The organism is Microbulbifer variabilis ATCC 700307 (assembly GCF_000380565.1).
Classification (GTDB): Bacteria; Pseudomonadota; Gammaproteobacteria; order Pseudomonadales; family Cellvibrionaceae; genus Microbulbifer; species Microbulbifer variabilis.
Window position 1 is genome coordinate 380,984 of sequence record NZ_AQYJ01000029.1, and the last position, 17,369, is coordinate 398,352.

Sequence of the window (17,369 nt, forward strand, 5' to 3'; positions counted from 1 at the left end):
TTAATGCTCAGCCTCAGCCTCAGCCTCAGCCTCAGCCTCAGCCTCAGCCTCAGCCTCAGCCTCAGCCTCAGCCTCAGCCTCAGCCTCAGCCTCAACTCGGAGAACAAAAGCAACTTGAAAAACAACCGGAGAGCCCTGCTCAAGCTCAGTCCCAGCAAGGTAAACCCCAACCTCAAATGCCAGAAAAACCAAATATCCTGGTGATCTGGGGAGATGATATCGGTATCTGGAATATCAGCTTTAACAGTCGCGGCATGATGGGGTACGCGACCCCAAATATCGATCGGTTGGCAGTTGAAGGGTTGTCATTTACCGATTACTACGGCCAGCAATCTTGTACTGCTGGGCGTGCAGCTTTCCTGGCAGGCAACGTTCCGGTGCGAACTGGAATGACCAAAGTAGGACTCCCGGGAGCCAAAGAGGGATGGCAAAAGAGTGATGTGACAATCGCTACGGTGATGAAAAGCCTTGGATATGTTACAGGGCAGTTTGGCAAGAATCACCAAGGTGACCTGGATGAGCACTTGCCGACTAATCACGGCTTTGACGAATTTTTTGGAAATCTCTATCACCTCAATGCGGAGGAAGAGCCGGAAAATCGTGACTATCCCAAAGATCCAGAGTTCCGCAAAAAGTTTGGTCCCCGTGGAGTCATAAAGTCCTTCGCTGGGGGCACTATTGAAGATACCGGCCCACTGACCAAGAAACGGATGGAAACCATTGATGATGAGACTCTTGCTGCGGCCATAGACTTTATCGAGCGTGCTCACCAGGACGGAAAGCCATTCTTTGTGTGGTGGAATGCCACCCGAATGCACTTTCGCACTCATGTACGGGAGGAGCATACAAATCTGGCGGGCCCGAACAGTAATGAATATATGGACGGTATGGTGGAGCACGATATCCTGGTAGGGAAGTTACTCAGCCTGCTGGATCGCCTGCAAATTGCCGATAATACCATCGTGTTCTATTCAACCGATAACGGTCCTCATTTCAATACATGGCCTGATGCAGCGACTACCCCCTTCCGCAGTGAAAAGAACTCAAACTGGGAGGGGGCCTATCGGGTCCCTGCCTTTGTACGCTGGCCGGGTAAATTCCCGGCAGGAACCACATTAACCGGTATTGTTTCACATGAAGACTGGTTGCCTACTCTGGCTGCTGCAGGTGGAAATCCCAATATTAAAGAGCAATTAAAGTCAGGGGTGGAGCTGGAAGGTCGGCAATATCGAAACTATGTCGATGGTTACAATATGATGGATTACTTCACCGGCAAGGCAAAGCTATCACCTCGCAAGGAATTTATCTATGTGAACGACGATGGACAGATAGTAGCCATGCGTTATGAACCCTGGAAGGCCATTTTCCTGGAAAACCGCGGAAAGGGTTTTGAAGTCTGGCGTGAACCTTTTACGGAATTGCGGGTTCCTCTTCTATTTAACCTGCGTCAGGACCCTTTCGAAAAAGCGCAGCATAACTCCAATACCTATAACGATTGGTTTATTGACAGAGCTTTTGTGCTGGTGCCGATGCAGCAGCTCGCTGCCAAATTCTTACAAACGATGAAGGAGTACCCTCCCAGTCAAGTACCGGGGTCTTTTAACCTGGATAAAGTACAAAAGCAACTCGAAGCAGGTGCTGCAGGAAGTAACTGACTTTTCTGAAAACACTCTGGCTAAAGAGCAAAGTATGAAAAAACTACATATAGCACTGTCCACTGATAGAATTGAGGAAACAGTACAAGATTATAGTACTCGCCTAAACTGCGATCCGTGCTCTTATGTTGCCGGTGAATATGCTTTATGGCGCACCGACTCACTGAACCTATCTGTCCGCAAAGACCCAAAGTGCAGATCTGGGACTCTTAGGCACTTGGGATGGGAAGATCCGGCTGCAACCGCTTTTACCCAAGAAAAGGATGTTAATGGTATCACTTGGGAGCACTTTAATGCTCAACAGCAGGCGGATGAAATTAATAATGTCTGGAGTAGTGCTAATTATCATCCAAACAAGTAATTAATTCACGAATTTGATTAGTATTTAAATTATATTAAGAATGTTGAAAATTTAAACCAAATTATTGCTGAATGTCTAATTAAACAGACCTACCCTATAAGTCTGTGTAAAATTTGTTCGCCTTATAAATTTTGTAGGCAATGGATAAAGGATGAACAGTTAATCTTTAACTATATATAAGATCCTAAGCTTGATACAATCCTTCTTTTATCATTAAGAAGTATATCGGATGTTTGCTAGAAAAAAGGGGATAGGGGGGCAGTTTGCCTGCCTTCTTTTGGGGTTGTTGGCAACTAATCAGAGCTGGGCTTTTAAGTTAAAGAGTCATGTATTTGTTGGTCAACAAGTAATCAATGATCTTGCTGATGATGGCAAGCTGACTTTTGAAATCAATAATAATTACTATGATATCGATGTTCCAGATGATGTTTCTTCAGCGATTCTGAAGAATCAGTCCGCTTATCTGCTTGGCAATATTGGGCCCGATGCTTCTCCCGATTTTGTAGTTGGGCAGACCAGCGTTCACCCTGGCGCACTGGATAAAAATGAGGCTGGTGATGCGATAGTTCAAGAGGATAGCACGCGTTATAACACAGACGATTGGCTAAAGTACTTGCTGACCCAGAAGGACACCTCTAATATAGGAAAAGCTTATATCTATGGATACCTCGGGCATGCCTCAGCGGATGTATTCGCTCACACCTATGTAAACCAGTACTCGGGTGATATTTTTGCTATTTTTGATGGTGAAAGTTTAAATGAAAAGCGCCATATAGCTCTTGAATCTTATATTGATTCCAGGGTACCTATTCTGCGTGATCACCTCGGAAAGATCCTCGGTGAGCCTCACCAAAGAATTGATCTCAATGATGATGAGCTGTTTGAGTTTCTTCGAGACAAGCTTATTTATGCTGATATTCCAACAGAACAGTATGGAAAAAACCCCCTGGCATCTCACTTGGCTTCAATTTCAAAGTTCAGGGAACAGCTATATAACCAGGCAATTGATGCAAATGGCTATTGGCACACCATTGATGTATGGGTAACCCAATACCTTATTAAAGATTGGACTGGTTATGAGATGCCAGAGTCAATGGCTAGTGATTTGAATAACATTGCCAATGATTTTATTGATGAAGTCAATATAGGTATCGATAAAGCTCAATCAATAAGTAATAACTTACTAAAGTACAGGCTTGATTTTGAGGGGCGTGGCTTTGATGGGGTAGCAGATGCCTTAGATAAGGTGCAAAGCTCACATACCAAGCTAGTCAACAAAAAGCATGAGTTAGAGAAGGCCCAGCTGGACTGGCGCACAGAAGTAACGGCAAAAGGTTGTGAGTTTGCCCTTAAAACAATTGACCCCGCTGGTCTGATTGACAAGTCAATTGACCTTGATCCTATTGCTAACATGTTGGGTGTTGATGGTGTTGAGGACCTGGTAAAGTTAGCTTTGAACCCGGGGAGTCTATTTGATGGTGATGGTGATGAGCACTGGTATGCGAGAGATTTTGATATTTCAGCACATCAACTTTTCTCAGACCAATATCTCTATGAGCAGCATAGAAAAATAGAGAGCGAAGTCCCCTTTAATAGTAGATACCCTAGACATCTAACATATATGATTGATGGTGTTACAGATGTTTTGAATTTAGCACGAGAAAACACTCAGGCACCATTTATTCCTATTGCATCAAGTAATATTTTTATTCCTCTTATTAATGACAAAAAATATGATTGGAAGATGCGTGTATCTTTAGATCACAATGTTGTAGATCATTTTTGGGTTCGTGAGGCGGAATCAGAAAAAATGATCATCAGTATGCAGGCTGATAAGCTCATCTCAGATGATGTAGATGTATGCGAGAGCCTTGCAAAGACTGTTCACGCCAGCGAATATGCAGCGCTTAAAGTTATTCATGATCTAGAAGAAGAAGCCAATGATTTGGCTAAACAAAATATTGAGGATGCTAGAGAAGCTCATGCGGAAATGCAAAAAGCACAGAAAAATCTGCATGCCATTGCAGATGCCGCCATCGATCTTTTGCAGCTTCTGAATAGTAATGTTAGCCCGATCCAGTCCAAATTTGAGATGTGGAAATCAGGGGTTGATGTTGCAATGTTGGAATATACACGCACTACCGCTACCATGATGGTAAATACCATGGATAAGAATGCTAGTAGTGTAGATCCTTTAACTGATTGGGTATATTGTTATGGCCCAACTTTTATTGGGGTACCATCGCAAGTTTGTGATATTTGGCAAAATGTCGATAGTATGATCGATTCCCTGTCTGATGTTTTGACGGTTCTTGATAATGCGCCAATTCCTCTTACGGTACGCAATGCCAGAGAAGAGCTCCGAAAGGCAATTGATGGGTTAAAAGGGGAGGTAAAGGAGTATGCGATTGAAGAGGTGGAAGATGTGCTGCCCACCGAATTCAAGGAGTTACTCGACCTGCTTGATGCACCCATGACCGATACTGCGCTGAATACCTGGTATTCGAAAAATGAATCCAATACTCAGCATTTGGTTAAAATCCCAGATATGGCTTATCGAGTCACAGCAGAGATGCGCCTGGATGGTAATGGCGACTACAGTGTGAGTGAGTATCCAGTAGTAGCAAATGCCATTACTTTGGCGAAACTAGCCTTGCTGGATACGGAGGGGCTGAAAGCATTAGCCAGGACTCAAGGTTTGAGCGAGTCTATTTTTAATGGATTAAGCGCTGATAATCTTGTTGCTGGTGCCTTCAAAAGCATCGACGGTAATCATCAATGGATGTTGTGTGCACCACCGTTACCAAGATCTATTGGGAGTGAGGACAAATACCGTTTCTTTGATAACTTCTCTACATCATCAGGTTTTGTGCTATGGAAAGACTGGCGTGCAAAAAATGATTTGTTTGATGGTTTGTTTAAGGGACCGTTAACCGCTGGAGTAACCAATCCTACTGTGATAGGTTTTGATTGGATTCTTGATGCAGGCTCTTCTTACAGAACACTGAATGAGAGCTTCCCATATCCAGATCGTCAATGCGCCATGCCCTAATAAGGTTGACCTCTTTTGTATCACCTTATTGGTGAGTCGAGGAGTGTAGGATAGAAAGGCCCCTAAGAGCATTTTTCTAATGGGGCCTTTCTATTAAATCTTATCTACTTTATTTAGGCAGGAATTGCCTGCCTAAATACCTGTAAAATTTTTTTCAAAAAGTACATATATTTTCTTGTTGGCTCTAAGTGTATTGGTAATCAGATCGATACAATTGCTTTGGCGCTAATTGCTAATAAAATTTAGGAGCACTCTCATGTGAGTAATAGATGGGCGAAATTAGTAGTTTTTGAAGCCGTGCCAATTATCACCCTGACAAGTAGTGATTGTTGGTATTGAGTGCTAAATAAGCAGTAAGTTCTATAATCCCTGCGCATTCAACTGACTTAGATTGCGAGATAAAATGTCCGCCTGGCAAACTAATAACCTCCAGGGACTCTAATAGAAAGCTCAAAGTTTTAATTAGTCTCTTTGACTACTAAATAGTCATTCACAGGGCGGATATAAACCGAAGCTATGCTGAATTTTCGAATTGGTGTATCTATTTTTGTAATATTTATAAATCGTTGTTTTAGTATATCTGTATTCGTTTGCTTCAATGACTGAAAAAGCTGCTGAGATTTTTCGTCTGTGTCATAATCATTGAAGCCTGAGAAGTTGACTATCAATCGGCCTACGAAGTTGGGTTTCATAATTCAAACTGACAGCCATTTAGAAAATCTGGATATGGTTGATGGTGGTGAGACAAAGCTGACAATAAAGACAATCTCTTTTACTCTATTCTCTGTTAATTTTCATAGCTCATAGGCTAACCTGCCGGAATAGAACTCCACAACCAGAAAAAGGATTTCTTCCTTTGTCATTTTTTCTAGTGATACTGCTTGTTCTGAGCAGTCTTGTCCTTCTAATTCTGGGAGGTAAGTTGCCTCGTAATTTAGTGTCTTGGGAAGTGCTTTTATCAGGTCGTTAAATAAGATGTCAGTGCCATCCAGGCCGGGTAGAAATACAACTTTCAAAGTCATCACCTCAGAATGCTGAACTGTTTTTACCGATAGAAATATGTCTGGGCATTTCAGTTTAGGGTTGCTACTTATTAATAGAGATGCTTGTGTGCATATATAATCTGGATATATTCAATTTTTGAATAATTATTACAGTTGTGGATGGTTTCGAGAAGTTAAAAAGTATATTTTTTAATTTAGAGATGATAAATTACGTGGTATTTGTTTTATTGCAAACATAAGAGGTCGACCATGTTGTTTATCGTTTTTTCCGTATTCGATTGGAAATCGATAATACTTTAATCGAAGATGTCAACTTAAATAGGTGGTAGTTGGTATTTCAGTTCCAGGTGGGGCAGTATTTCAGGCTGCTTTTGATTGGTAGTGAGAACAATAACTTTGAGTTGGTAGTAGATTTTTTGTTGTTTTTGTTGATGAGTATTTTTACACTTTAAAAAGAAAGATGAATATTAGAATTGTTTTGTTAGTAAGAGTGGTTTTAATTGGTTGTTTGTTGAGTGGGGCTGGAAAAATTTGGGCTGAGGAGGAAGTTGCAACCTCACCTGTACCAGAATGGGTAACAAATGTAGTTATTCCTGAAGTAAGTAAGACTCCAAATGGCAAAATTCAGAATGGAGTTCATTACTTGCTGTTAGATACACAAGTTAAGGTGGGTGAAGAGAAGGCACCGGATTATTTCTTCCGGATGGCTGAAAACATTATTAATCAAGAGGGGGTAGATGAGAGTTCGCAGATTAGCATTAACTATGATCCTGTCTATCAAAAAGTAGTTCTGCACTCTATTAATGTTATACGAAATGGAGAAGTGTTAAATAAAATCAATACAGCGCGTATGGATTACATACAGCGTGAAGAAGAAATGAGTGAATTGATTTATAGTGGCCAAATAACATTAAATATTCTTCTGGATGACATTAGGGTAGGGGATGTTGTAGAGTATAGCTATACTCGCTCGGGAATGAACCCTGTCTATCAAGGGCTATTTGCTTATAGTTTCAATCTTAACTGGTCTGTTCCATTAGAAAGTCATTTTCTTCGCATACTTTGGGAAAAGCCAAATCCTCTCCAGTACTCGATCGTAAATAGTGATTTAGAATTAAAACGACGGAATCTAGGTGATGCCAATGAGTTTATTTTACAGGATAGTAAAATTGACCCTTTGAAGTCTGATGATGATACTCCCTCCTGGTTTAGTCCATGGGGGGCTGTTTACTTTAGTGAGTCTGAGACATGGGAAGATGTTGGTATTTGGGGGAGAGGGTTGTATGAGGATGTATATCATATTAATGAAGATATCTCGAAGCTAGCAGATAATATAAAATCAAACTCATCAGATAAGGGTTCCCAGATATCGGCTGCACTAAAGTTTGTTCAGGATGAGGTGCGTTATTTAGGAATAGAGTTGGGGGAAAATTCGCATAAGCCCAGATTGGCGAGTGAGACATTAAGAAACCGCTATGGTGACTGTAAAGATAAAACCGTACTATTTCTTACTCTACTAAAAGAGTTAGGAGTTATAGGTTATCCTGCGTTAGTTAATACGGAGTCAAAGTTAAAGAATAAAATCCCTAGTGTCAGATCCTTTGATCATGTCATTACCTATTTTGAGTTTGAGGGTAAAGAGTACTGGGTAGACCCGACTAGAAGCTATCAGCATGGTGCTTTAGATACAATCCACCAACCAGACTATGGAAAAGCACTCGTACTAAGACCTGGCGTCGATAACTTAACAGAAATGCACCCGACTTTTGCAAAATTTGGTGTGTTTGTAAAGGATGAGTTCAATATTCCTACTGAAGGCTCTGTAGCATTTAAGTCAAAGACTGTTAATTATGGATGGAATGCTGAAAGACAAAGGCGAGGCTTGGCGAGTAATGGGCGAGACTCAATTCAGAATGGATATCTGGAATTTTTTGAAGGCTATTATCCTGGTATTGAAGTTGAAACTATAGTTGAATTTGAAGATGATCTTGAGAGGAATATATTTTCTTATGCCGAGCAATATAGGATTGAAGAGTTCTGGGAGAATAAGCCTGAAAGAGAGCGGTATGAAGTTGATTTTTATGCAAATATTGTCAGTTCGGCGATTTCAAAATATGATGATAGGAATAGGCGGCACCCTCTAGAATTATTGTATCCGGAGCTAATCGAGCAGATCATCGAAGTCAACTTTGAAGGGGATGATTGGTCCTTTGATAATGAGTTTTTTGAGGAAGATAACAAATTTTTCCACTTCAAGAATACCGTTGATTATCAGGAAGCCACTAAACAACTGAGGTTAGAGTATTCATACCAAAGCAAGATTGATCATGTTAAGGCTGAAGATTACAAGTCTTACATTGAGGCAATTGAAAGGGTAGAAAATCACTTGAGCTATGGTGTCTACAAACGGTATACAAATTCTTCTATAGTAAATGAGGGCGAAGGGGGGTTGGTGTCTCAGTTGTCTGTCGCCACATTTATTTATATATATGCATCTTTCTATGTGCTGCTTATTTTTATGTGGCGTTATGAAAGGTGGAAAAATCCAGTTAAACAAGACGCGATTTATTACCCAGTTTCTCTAGGTAAGTTGATAGCGATGTGGATTTTTACTTTTGGATTATTTGGTGTCTATTGGTTCTATAGGAATTTTAAGTATATTCGGGTACAGGAGAACAGCGCAATCATGCCGGTTGCCAGAGGGATATTTAACGAATTTTGGTATTTCCCCCTTTGGAACAATCTAAAAGAGGATAGCGTAGACCGTTTTGGTGTTTCTCACTTGCCTGGTAAAAAATTGGCAATCCTATTGGCTATAATCTTTCTAGTCTCGTCGATTTTAGGACATATTACAGATTACGTCTTGCTATCCTTGCTGATAAGTGCATTAGCTATATTGCCTCTAGCAAATTATATGATTTTTGTTAATGGTGCCAAATCATCTGCAGAGATAAATAATTCCCGTTGGGGTATTAGGCATGTTCTATTGATTTTACTTGGCCTGCCTCTATATGTGATTCAAATAGGAGGCGAAGTTGGGTTGACTCCGAGCGAAGCGGTAATAGATGGCAGCGAAATTTCGGCTGATAACATTAAGTTTATGCAAAGACAGGGGATAATAAAACCAAAAGATGAAGTTGAATATTTTTATAGTGATGCCCTTTTATTTGTGAGAGATGATGGGAACGGCTTCACTCAACGTCATGTATTTTCTTATTGGAAAGAGGAAGGGGTATTACAGAAAGAAGTGGCGACTTATGACAAAGTAGAAGATATCCAGGTTGAATGGGGGGGCTTGGAGGATAATACTACGGTCACCATCCTTAGGAAGGATGGTAGTGACTTCATCCTCTATGTTTCTGGCGTAGATGGTAGGGATAAACTATTTGTCAATGCCCTGAAAGCACAATGGCAGTCTATTCAGTAATTATTTTTTAACGAAAAGGTGGTAGATAGCTTTAAGTTTAAGAGGCTGGCCGCTATCTATCCCGGTTTAAGGGTTCGGACATTGCTGACCTCAAATTAGGAATAAACAAATGATTACAACCATTGATATCGGTATACCTAATGCCCTTGCATTCAAAATATCTGGAGATATTACTGAAAGTGATATTTCTGAGGCATTTGACCAGATGAAAGCCCTTGGGGAGAAATATGAAAAGATCACAATTTACGAAGAAATAGAGTCATTCGATGGCCTGGAGTTTTCGGCAGTTGTAGAGAAGTTCAAGTACCTATTTGAGGTTGGCATCTCAAATATATGCGCCGTGGCGATTTTGACTGATAAAGAGTGGCTTAAGAAAGTTGTAGGTGTTGAGGATAAGCTGTTTCGAGGTATTGATATGAAGTGCTTTTCTCCAAACCAGCACACAGATGCGGTACATTTTTTAATGCAGTATGCACCTACTGATGATTAATTTATAGCTTGGTTTTCATTCTTGTAAGACGGTGAGTTTATGTCAGAGGCATTAGAATTGGCAAAATATTACTTTGACCTTTCAAATCAGAGTAATTTTGTCGAGATAGAAAATCTATTTGATCAGTCTTCCACATTCTGTGCGCGAGATGGCGCACTCTATCTGGGTGTGAAAGATATTATGGTGATGCAAAGGGTCCATCATGGCTCTTATAGCAAGTTAGAATGGATTGTAAATAAAGTGGAGGAGGTTAAACCCGGCATTATTCGTTTTGATTTTGACTTTGAGGGCACTACTCAAGAGGGTGAAACTGCCAAAATGTCTGGCGTAGAGTTTGTAATTGTCGATAGGGGAATCATTCGACATATAGATGTTCGAAGCCAGTAAGATTGCGATCTACTAAGGTTCACGGTAGGTTGTTATGCTAACGATATTAATAATGAGGATAATCCGGAATGGCTATGGTTGTTGAGCAGATTGAAGGTTTTGATCTTGTGGGGCTTAGTACAAGAACCAAGAATGCCAATGAGGCAGATCCGGGCACTGCAAAGATTACCCCCCTTTGGGATAAGTTTGGCGCAGAAGCCGCACCAAAATTGCGTGGCACTCCCAAGGTGTATGGTGTGTATACCAACTATGAGTCAGACCACACGGGCTTGTTTGATGTCTTTGCCTGCTCCGACATGCTTTCTACGGAGATGTCAGAAGACTTTAAAACAGTTCATATAGAGCCAGGCAAGTACCTTGTATTTGGCGCACAGGGTGAGATGCCCCAGGCAGTTATCGATCTCTGGGGGGAAGTGTGGGGTCATTTCTCAGCACCGGACTGCCCTCATGAGCGAGCTTACACTACTGATTTTGAGCACTATGCAAGCCCTAACGAAGTTAAGATTGCTATTTCTATCAAATAGTAATGCAATCTTTTCGATGCTTACTGCGGCGAGTACCAGATTGGTGAGCTGAAGGCGCGCCCTTGCTGAATGAGGGGCACCTTCTCGTCCATATCAATGCCAAAACGCACCTTATCGTAGAGCGTCCAGCGAGGTGTCGGTATTTCAAGGGCGCGCAGATAGTAGACAGCGCTTTGCTTGGGGTTAAACTCCGGGTCTTTGAAAAGCCCAATCAGCTGGGGTTCGCCAATAGTGTTCGAGTATTTGGCTGTGTCCAGATCAACGGTGTTGCCTACAGGTGGAATCTTACCGGCACTGTCTATTTTGCGCCCACCGGACCACTTTACATTAAAGATCTTTTCCCTGGTGAGCCCGTTGTCATCCAGCCAACCTTTAATGATTTGCACTCGGTCTAAGTTAGCTCCTTGAGGGTCTTTCAATACAGCTACAAGAAAGGTCGCTTTTTGCTCCTCGGTGGCGGGAGGCAGCTTTTGCCCCATCGGTACCCCTTTTTTATAGCCATTCGCCACTATGTCTCCTTTGATATCTGCATCCGTATAGTCATAACCGCCAAAGAAGCGCACGGAAATCCGGGGACCTGTGGTGGCGAAGGTCTCCTTGCGGTTCATTGCATCCCAGATGGCTTCGCGGGTATTCTCTCTAGCCCATACACCAGTGATGCCCGAAGCGGCTTGCTCCCATCCAAAGTACTCGCCACCAACCCCTTTCAATAAGGGAAAGGCCCAGCGTTGTTTATTGCTGGGTTCCAGGGTTTTGAACTTACCGTAGAAATTATCCTGATCAGGAGTGGAGAGGCCTGTGTGAGTGTCTGTACCTGCATTGGCACCGTATTGAAAAGGGTTGGTGCCCAGGGCTTTCTCCAAGCGCAGTCCGGATTTGAGAGCCTCGCGCCAATACTCGTACTGTAAGGCACCGGGAGGTTTGGGTTTCAGGATTAGGTTACCGCGGTCCCAAAGGTCCCAATTAGCGAATTCATCCTCGGGAGAAAGGGCAGGGTGAGACTCACTCTGCCCTTTTACCTGAACAAGTTCATAGAGTGGCTCATAGCGCGCACGAAGCCGAGCCCACTCTGGAGTTAGGGGAGAGCCGTCAAACTGCTTCTCGATAAACATGCGCCCATTGGACATATTGCCGTTGTGTGGAATCGCTAATACTCGCCCACCAGTTTTATCCTCATAAGCCTTCATCCATTCCCAGAGTTTTACCGGGTTCTGGGTGTCGAAAGTAGTCAATAGCATCAGTGATTTGGTGCGATCGGCTCCATCGCGAAATATGACGTTGCGATGCAGGTTATCACCGCCATCGGCATTGACCGTCCACTCGAAAGCAATAAAAGTTGTGAACTCACCGGGTTTGTAATAGCGCTCTGCGGCGTCAACGGTTCTCTCCCAAGCGGTACGCATCCACTTGGGGTCCATTACCTGTTTGGGGAGTTTGCCTTGGGACTGGAGAACAATGACCTCGCTCTTGGCATCATTGGTGGCTTCCTCGCTGCCGGAGGCGAGAGCATCGTGCCAGCGTTTAAGGGTGGGGTCGGACATCATCTCCGGGTTGCCAGCGACTATCTCACTAATAACGCCCATGCCGTCGGAGTGATCGGTGATCATAAACCAATCATAAGGTCGGTTTAATTTTGCTTTGAGTCCGCTGTTGGAAGTAACTTCCTTTCCCAGCGCAAACTGATAAGCATCGTCCGGGGTGAGTATTGCGCCGTCCAACCCCGCGTCGACAGACCAGCCAGTATGGACATGTGTATCGCCAAAATAGACATTGCGTGCGATACGTTTGTCAGAACTTTCCTGGGCCTCTATCTCTGCTTTGATCTCCGGTGCCATGGCGGTAAGCACCTCACGCTGATTTTTTTCTTGTGAGACTTGTTCGTTCTTTTTATTAGGTTGCTCCTCAACCTCACCATTATTTTTTCCGCAGCTATATAGGCCTGACGCGACTGACAGGGCGATCAGAATACTTTGCAGTTTTTTTATTTGCATGCCGGGCGCTCCATTGCCTGGGCAGAAAATGAGTGGCGCCGATATTGATTTCGGTACCGCCTCCTTAGGTGAAAATACAGCTAGCATAGTTGAGCGGCGTTTTTTTAGGGGCGGGTAGGCCGAAGGGTGGGTCTTGTTATATCGCGGAACAATGGATAGTCTTCCATGCCCCACTGGATTGGCAGGTTTGCGCACAATCCTGACCCGCATTAGTTAATTTAGTCAGATTGCAAAAGCTGAGCGCAATTTACTCCATCTGCCGTATCAGACTTAAAGCAGGTTTATGAGCAACAACGAAAAGCGTCCACTCTATATCCCCCACGCCGGTCCCTCCCTGTTGGAGATGCCACTGTTGAATAAAGGTAGTGCCTTCACTTTAGAGGAGAGACTTGAATTCAACCTGGCCGGGCTTCTGCCAAATAATGTCGAAACGATTGAGGAGCAGGCTCGGCGCGCTTATCTACAGTACCAGCAATGTAAGACGGGGCTGGACAAGCACATATATCTGCGAGGGATTCAGGACGATAATGAAACCCTGTTCTTTTACCTGATTGAGCATCATATTGATGAGATGCTGCCGATCATCTATACGCCCACCGTAGGGGCAGCCTGTGAGGAATTTTCTAACATTTACCGCAATCATCGCGGTCTGTTTGTCTCTTACCCAGACCGTGAATATATTGATGATATTTTGCGAAGCGCTACCAAGGAAAACGTCAAGGTTATCGTAGTGACCGATGGTGAGCGTATCCTCGGTCTTGGCGATCAGGGTATTGGTGGAATGGGTATTCCTATCGGAAAACTATCCCTGTACACAGCCTGTGGTGGTATCAGCCCGGCTTATACACTTCCCGTCACCCTGGATGTTGGCACCAATAATCGCACCCTCCTCGGCGACCCCATGTATATGGGCTGGCGTCATGAGCGCATTTCCCAAGAGGAATATGATGAGTTCTTAGAGCAGTTTATTGAGGCGGTAAAGCGTCGCTGGCCCAAGGTGCTGGTACAGTTTGAGGATTTTGCCCAGACCAATGCCATGCCACTGTTGCAACGCTACAGGGATCAAATCTGCTGTTTCAATGACGATATCCAAGGCACTGCCGCTGTCACTCTGGGGACCATTCTGGCCGCCTGCAAAACCTGGCAGGAGCCATTAACGGCCCAGCGGGTTCTGATTGTGGGTGCCGGTTCCGCCGGTTGTGGAATTGCCGAGCAGGTGGTGTCCGCCATGGTGCAGGCTGGCCTTAGCGATGCAGATGCGCGCTCGCGCATTTTTATGTTCGATCGCTATGGGTTGGTAACCTCTGATATGAAGGGGCTACACGATTTCCAGGCTGCACTGGCCCAGTCTCCGGATATCTTGGATGGGGCAGCCGAATCAGACCTGCAAAGCCTGATTAGCAAGGTAAAGCCGAGTATTCTTATTGGCGTATCCGGACAGGGTGGTTTATTTAGCCAGCAGGTGATTGAGGCATTACAGAAGGGCCATGAGCGCCCGCTGGTGATGCCGCTGTCAAACCCCACCTCCCGCGCTGAAGCGACCCCTACAGAAATATATACCTGGACCAAGGGAGAGGCGCTGGTGGCTACCGGCAGCCCATTTGCCGCAGTGGAAATTGATGGGCATCACCACCCGGTGGCCCAATGCAATAATGTGTATATTTTCCCGGGTATTGGCCTTGGGGTGATTGCCGCGAATGCCACGCGGGTTACCGACGGCATGTTGATGGCAGCCTCCAATGCCCTGGCAGAGCAGGCGCCAGTGGTGAAGCAGGGGGAGGGCGCGTTATTGCCACACTTGGATGATATTCGAGAGGTGAGCATTGATATCGCCAGGGCTGTGGCTGCCCAGGCACAGCTCGATGGGGTTGCGCCCAAAGTGAGCCATGAGCATCTGGAGAAATCTCTCAAGCGTAACTTTTGGCAGGCCGACTATCGCAGTTACCGCCGTCGTTCTTTCTGACCACTTAATAACAGCCCTGGCCGGGTAGTTCTACCCGGCTTTCTTCTTTTAAGCCAGTTGCTCCCCCGAGAAGAAGACTTCCGGTTGGCGCAGAACCAGATAATCCTCCCATTGGAAACCGCTGCTTAAGAACTCAATTGCAGCTCTAACGCCCGATAAGAACAAGTGCTCACAGTGTTTTCCTGGCATCGCGAAGTCCAGCCAGTGGGGGTGCTCACCGCTGGTCATCGGTTCTATAGCGATCTCTTTTACCAGTGTGTGGTACTCCGCATTCAGGCTTGCCCGCACATGGTTGTCGAGCATATTACGGCAGGTATTGATTAGCCCCATGGCAAAGCGCCCCACCTTGTCAGACTTGGGCTGGTAGTGGTCCACCTCCAGCTTGATACCAAAAGTGGGTAGCTTGGGAGTACCGACTGGCTTGTGGAAGATATCAAAGGGGAAGTTGGATACCAGGCCGCCATCAACAAACTGAATCTCTTTAGGGAAACCATTTTTAAAGAACAGCCGGGGATCGCCAATCCCTTTTATACTGCGCCAGTTCTCGGCCACTGAACTGCATTCATCCAGCTGGGGAATATCCTTTACAGTGTAAGGTTTGAAAAAGCCCGGCACAGACATGGAAGCCCGGACGAACTCGGCGGGATTCACCGCATCCGGGTTACTAAAATAGAGCGGTGCCTTGGCTGGGAATACGGCTCGTGTTTCAGTGGTAATATCCGCCGCAACCAAAGCGACTTCTGCATTGCCTACTATAGGATCGGGCTCCCCCCGGTAGTGAAGGGTGGGAAACTGATTGATACGCTGGTTGAGTTGTGCCGTATTGGTAATGCCCAGCTGGCGCAGTTCCTCTTGTAGCCATTGGGTAAAAGCATCGCCAGGATTGAGGCCTTTTTCTCGCAACAGTTGCTTGCAGGTTCGTAGAGAATCGAACGGATGCAGGGCCAGGCTACTAAAAAGCCCTTTGCCTTTAAGCAGGCGTTGTACTGTTTTGCGCGCAAAACGTTCGCCGTCTTCAAAGCTGGCAAAGTCCGCCTTAGTCATAATATCCAGTAACTTTGCACTCTTACATGAGCCCGGTGTGCCGGCAGCGGCTAAAAACAGCGCATTGATGGCACCTGCAGAAGTGCCCGCAACCTTGCGAAAGCGTATGCCAGCCTTCTCAAGGATATAGGTGTAGCCCACCAGGGCAATGCCAAGCATGCCACCGCCTTCCATTACCAGATCCACATACTGGAGCCCATCGGCATCCTGTACATCGCTAAAGGATTTACCTTCGATCGATTTCCGCGAATTTTGCCAAAGGGTATCCGCTTGGGAGATAGCACTGGTCACCCACGCTGTTTTACTCATTTGATCTTTCCCTGAAGTGGCGGTCGATTCCATACGAAAGTTAAAAATATTATCGGTTAAAAGAGTGGGGCAGGGTATCACCTAGAATCAAATTCGCCATAGCATCCAGCTTGTTTTTCGTGCCTTCCCACCGGGGCACTACTTGATTCATTTGTGGGCAATTTTTTGGAAAGTTGTTTTTAGTGATGGTGATTCAGCCGTTGGTCGACGTCAAGGGTAATTATGCTACCTTGGCTAAATAGCGACTGATAACTGGTCGTAACCCTTGGCGACTAGAAGTTATCTCAAACAATACTTATTGGTGATATGCAACTTGACGGTTTTATTGTTACTTTCAGGTCATATTTGAGGTCATTGAATGTTTCGATGGGTGATGTATTTAGCCGCATGTGTATTTCCTTTATTGGCTACTGCTGTGGGCTTGGCTGATGAAGCGCAAAATAAAGGAAAGTATCTTGGGGCCTTTAATGATCCGGTGGCTTATTGTCGAGTTGTGGTCAACGCAGATAACCCGGAAGAACCCTATATAGGACCTGCAAAACCGCAGATGGTGTTAACGGGTATTTACCTGGCGGCTGGTATTTCTGCGGGCGCCCCGAGGGATTGGGTTGCGGGGGGCACCTTTTGGCGTTGTATGGATGGCGGAGTCTATGCGTGTTTTATCGGTGCCAATCTTCCCTGCAAGGAAAAGGCGAACACTTCGAAGGAGCCGAGTGAAGCGATTACTGCTTACTGTAAGAGCAACCCTGCATCTAAATCTATACCGGCAGTTGTAACTGGGCGGGTGACTATCTATGAATGGCACTGTGAGAATAGCGTTCCAGAAATTACCCGACAGGCGCTGCAAGTAGATAAGCGGGGCTTTATCGCGAATTACTGGTATCGGATGGATAGACCGTGATAAATAGATATCATCGATAGAGTGGCTTGTCTTATGCAAATTGAGAGCCACTGCCACCGAGGTGGAAAAAATGCAAAGCCATTGTGAAATGCGGCCAAACTATTTTGGCGCTCAAATAATTGGTGCCAGTGCCCAATAAGGCTTCAACAGTGGGGTGTTACTCCCCGCTGCTCTTGGGGCCTTAAAAAACCACTAACCCCATTTCTTACCTGAAAATGGATTTGTTACTAGTGGATCGGAGAAAGAAAACGTTGGACCCGG

At 44.7% G+C, this 17,369-nt stretch carries 13 protein-coding genes; 9 read left to right on the forward strand and 4 right to left on the reverse strand.

All coding sequences use genetic code 11. From position 1 onward, the window contains the following. Nucleotides 1-192, reverse strand: coding sequence for a hypothetical protein (locus tag G367_RS0120470; RefSeq protein ID WP_020415033.1), 192 nt, complete (start codon nucleotides 190-192; stop codon nucleotides 1-3). Between G367_RS0120470 and G367_RS0120475 the strand changes: the two genes are divergently transcribed. From G367_RS0120475 to G367_RS0120485, 3 genes are all read left to right on the forward strand, one after another. Next, a complete protein-coding gene (locus G367_RS0120475) occupies nucleotides 177-1,655 on the forward strand; it encodes an arylsulfatase (RefSeq protein WP_026305289.1) in 1,479 nt (492 codons plus the stop codon). The two genes, G367_RS0120470 and G367_RS0120475, sit on opposite strands and share 16 nt — an antisense overlap. Before the next feature lie 34 nt (nucleotides 1,656-1,689). Next, the gene (locus G367_RS0120480; protein ID WP_026305290.1) at nucleotides 1,690-2,016 is read left to right on the forward strand and encodes a hypothetical protein; all 327 of its coding nucleotides are present in this window, start codon (nucleotides 1,690-1,692) and stop codon (nucleotides 2,014-2,016) included. 229 nt (nucleotides 2,017-2,245) lie between these two features. Then, nucleotides 2,246-5,068 carry a zinc dependent phospholipase C family protein gene (locus G367_RS0120485; RefSeq protein WP_020415036.1) on the forward strand — a complete coding sequence of 941 codons (2,823 nt, stop codon included), beginning with the start codon at nucleotides 2,246-2,248 and terminating at the stop codon, nucleotides 5,066-5,068. Between the two features lie 794 nt (nucleotides 5,069-5,862). On the opposite strand, the gene G367_RS0120490 is transcribed toward G367_RS0120485, so the two are convergent. Next, entirely contained in the window at nucleotides 5,863-6,084 is a 222-nt protein-coding gene (locus G367_RS0120490) for a hypothetical protein (protein ID WP_020415037.1), read from the reverse strand. A 448-nt stretch (nucleotides 6,085-6,532) separates the two neighbouring features. Here G367_RS0120490 and G367_RS0120495 point away from each other — a divergent pair, with 448 nt between their 5' ends. The 4 genes from G367_RS0120495 (at nucleotide 6,533) to G367_RS0120510 (ending at nucleotide 10,900) form a co-directional block, all read left to right on the forward strand. Next, nucleotides 6,533-9,499: a DUF3857 domain-containing transglutaminase family protein gene (locus G367_RS0120495; protein WP_020415039.1), complete on the forward strand. Its 2,967-nt coding sequence runs from the start codon at nucleotides 6,533-6,535 to the stop codon at nucleotides 9,497-9,499. A 109-nt stretch (nucleotides 9,500-9,608) separates the two neighbouring features. Next, a complete protein-coding gene (locus G367_RS0120500) occupies nucleotides 9,609-9,989 on the forward strand; it encodes a SpoIIAA family protein (protein WP_020415040.1) in 381 nt (126 codons plus the stop codon). Nucleotides 9,990-10,028: 39 nt separating this feature from the next. Further along, nucleotides 10,029-10,376, forward strand: coding sequence for a hypothetical protein (locus tag G367_RS0120505; protein WP_020415041.1), 348 nt, complete (start codon nucleotides 10,029-10,031; stop codon nucleotides 10,374-10,376). A gap of 68 nt (nucleotides 10,377-10,444) precedes the next feature. Next, nucleotides 10,445-10,900, forward strand: coding sequence for a GyrI-like domain-containing protein (locus G367_RS0120510; RefSeq protein WP_020415042.1), 456 nt, complete (start codon nucleotides 10,445-10,447; stop codon nucleotides 10,898-10,900). Nucleotides 10,901-10,920: 20 nt separating this feature from the next. Here G367_RS0120510 and G367_RS0120515 read toward each other — a convergent pair whose 3' ends face one another. After that, nucleotides 10,921-12,891, reverse strand: a complete 1,971-nt coding sequence (locus tag G367_RS0120515) for a DUF3604 domain-containing protein (RefSeq protein WP_020415043.1) — start codon at nucleotides 12,889-12,891, stop codon at nucleotides 10,921-10,923. A 283-nt stretch (nucleotides 12,892-13,174) separates the two neighbouring features. Here G367_RS0120515 and G367_RS0120525 point away from each other — a divergent pair, with 283 nt between their 5' ends. Then, entirely contained in the window at nucleotides 13,175-14,854 is a 1,680-nt protein-coding gene (locus tag G367_RS0120525) for an NAD-dependent malic enzyme (protein ID WP_020415045.1), read from the forward strand. Between the two features lie 48 nt (nucleotides 14,855-14,902). On the opposite strand, the gene G367_RS24520 is transcribed toward G367_RS0120525, so the two are convergent. Continuing rightward, nucleotides 14,903-16,207 carry a patatin-like phospholipase family protein gene (locus tag G367_RS24520; RefSeq protein ID WP_020415046.1) on the reverse strand — a complete coding sequence of 435 codons (1,305 nt, stop codon included), beginning with the start codon at nucleotides 16,205-16,207 and terminating at the stop codon, nucleotides 14,903-14,905. A 358-nt stretch (nucleotides 16,208-16,565) separates the two neighbouring features. Here G367_RS24520 and G367_RS0120535 point away from each other — a divergent pair, with 358 nt between their 5' ends. Next, a complete protein-coding gene (locus tag G367_RS0120535; RefSeq protein ID WP_020415047.1) occupies nucleotides 16,566-17,108 on the forward strand; it encodes a hypothetical protein in 543 nt (180 codons plus the stop codon). Nucleotides 17,109-17,369: the final 261 nt, after the last annotated feature.